The organism is Mesorhizobium sp. P5_C1 (assembly GCF_054049815.1).
The window spans coordinates 1-2152 of sequence record NZ_JBFULQ010000749.1 but is presented as its reverse complement, the minus strand read 5'-3'; the positions used below and the strand labels follow the sequence as shown (position 1 = coordinate 2152).

Here is a 2152-nt window from a genome sequence, read left to right as displayed (position 1 = left end):
GGTCGATGAGTGCCTGGACCAGTCGCGACCCTATGCCCTCCCCGCGATGCTCCGGCCAGATGATGATGTCGGCAAGATAGGCAAACACCATGCGGTCGGTGATCGCCCGGCCGAAACCGACTTGTTTTCCATCTAGATAGGCGCCCACACAAAGCGAATTGGCAAAGGCTCGCCGATGGAACTCATCGTTGCGTCCAGCACCCCAATAGCTGGCCATCAACAGGTCGGATGTCGTTCGGAAATCGATCCGTGATATTTCGAAGCTGATCTCACACTCGGGCACGGCTGCACCCTTGCCCGCGAGATGGCGCGAGCGTTCGGTCCACGACCGCCATCTAGCTGCGGTCCCTGAAACGGTTGGTGATGGGATAGCGGCGGTCACGGCCAAAATTCTTCCGGGTGATCTTCACGCCCGGTGCCGCCTGCCGGCGCTTGTATTCGGCGATGTAGAGCAGGTGCTCGATGCGTGTAACTGTCGACCGGTCGTGACCGCGTGCGACGATGTCGTCGACCCCCATCTCGTTCTCGACCAGGCATTCGAGGACATCGTCCAGCACCGGATAGGGCGGCAGCGAATCCTGGTCGGTCTGGTTCTCGCGCAATTCCGCCGACGGCGCCTTGTCGATGATGTTCTTCGGAATGACCTCGCCCGAAGGCCCGAGCGCGCCCGGCGGCACGTGGCTGTTGCGCCAGCGCGACAGCGCGTAGACCTGCATCTTGTAGAGGTCCTTGATCGGATTGAAGCCGCCGTTCATATCGCCGTAGAGCGTGGCGTAGCCGACCGACATCTCGCTCTTGTTGCCGGTGGTGACGACCATCGAGCCGAACTTGTTGGAGATCGCCATCAGGATGGTGCCGCGCGCACGGCTCTGCAAATTCTCCTCGGTAATGCCTTCCTTGGTGCCCTCGAAAAGCTGTGTCAGCGTGTGTAGAAAGCCCTCGACCGGCTCGAAGATCGGCACGATGTCATAGCGGCACCCGAGCGCCCGGGCGCAATCCTCGGCGTCTTTCAGCGAGTCCTTCGAGGTGTAGCGATAGGGCATCATCACCGCGCGCAGGCGTTCTTCGCCAAGCGCATCGACGGCCAACGCCGCGCAGATCGCCGAATCGATACCGCCCGACAGGCCGAGCACGACGTTCTTGAAACCGTTCTTGTTGACGTAGTCGCGCAGGCCAAGCATGCAGGCGCGGTAGTCGGCCTCCTCCCTGTCCGGGATCTTCGACATCGGCCCTTCAGAACAGATCCAACCGCCATCCGTTCGTTTCCAGGTGGTCACGTCGACCGCTTCCTCGAACTGGCTCATCTGGAAGGCCAGCGTCTTGTCGGAACCGATGGCAAACGACGCGCCGTCGAAGATCAGCTCGTCCTGGCCGCCAAGCTGGTTGGCATAGATCATCGGCAGCCCGCATTCGATGACCTGGCGGATGACGACCTGATGGCGGACATCGATCTTGGCGCGATAGTAGGGCGAGCCGTTCGGCACCAGCAGGATCTCAGCCCCGCTTTCGGCCAGCGTCTCACAGATGCCGACATCGCCCCAGATGTCCTCGCAGATCGGAATCCCGATCCGCACACCGCGGAAATTGACCGGCCCCTGGATCTCGGGTCCAGCCTGGAAGACGCGCTTTTCGTCGAATTCGCCGTAGTTCGGTAAATCGAGCTTGTAGCGCTCGGCGATAATCTTGCCGCCATCGGCGAAGACGATCGAATTGTGCGTGCCGCTCTTGCGCTTCAGCGGCGTGCCGATGATGACGCCCGGACCGCCATCGGCGGTATCGGCAGCAAAGTCCTGCGCCGCCTTTTCGCAGGCCTTCAGGAAAGCCGGCTTCAGCACCAGATCCTCCGGCGGATAGCCGGCGAGGAAGAGCTCGGTGTAGAGCACGACATCGGCGCCCTGGCGGGCTGCATCCGCCCTCGCCTCGCGCGCCTTGGCGAGATTGCCTGGTATGTCGCCAACAGTCGGATTGAGCTGGGCGACGGCGATGCGCAGGATGTCGAGCTTCTTGGTCATGCTGCTGACTTAGCGCGGCAAATTTGCCCGAGCAATGGCGTTCGTTTGGACCAATCCAGACCGAATGACATAGGTCATTCGTGTCCAGACCAAATGTCAGATCGTGGCTGGGCGACCAGCGATCAGTCGTCGCCCATATA

General features: G+C 61.5%; 2 protein-coding genes. Both read right to left on the bottom strand.

The genetic code is table 11. From position 1 onward, the window contains the following. The coding region (locus ACXJ7R_RS30800) for a GNAT family N-acetyltransferase (protein WP_457155103.1) at nt 1–283 on the bottom strand (283 nt) is incomplete at its 3' end. Nucleotides 284–335: 52 nt separating this feature from the next. Continuing rightward, nucleotides 336–2012, bottom strand: coding sequence for an NAD+ synthase (locus ACXJ7R_RS30795; protein WP_457155102.1), 1677 nt, complete (start codon nt 2010–2012; stop codon nt 336–338). Between the last annotated feature and the right edge of the window lie 140 nt (nt 2013–2152).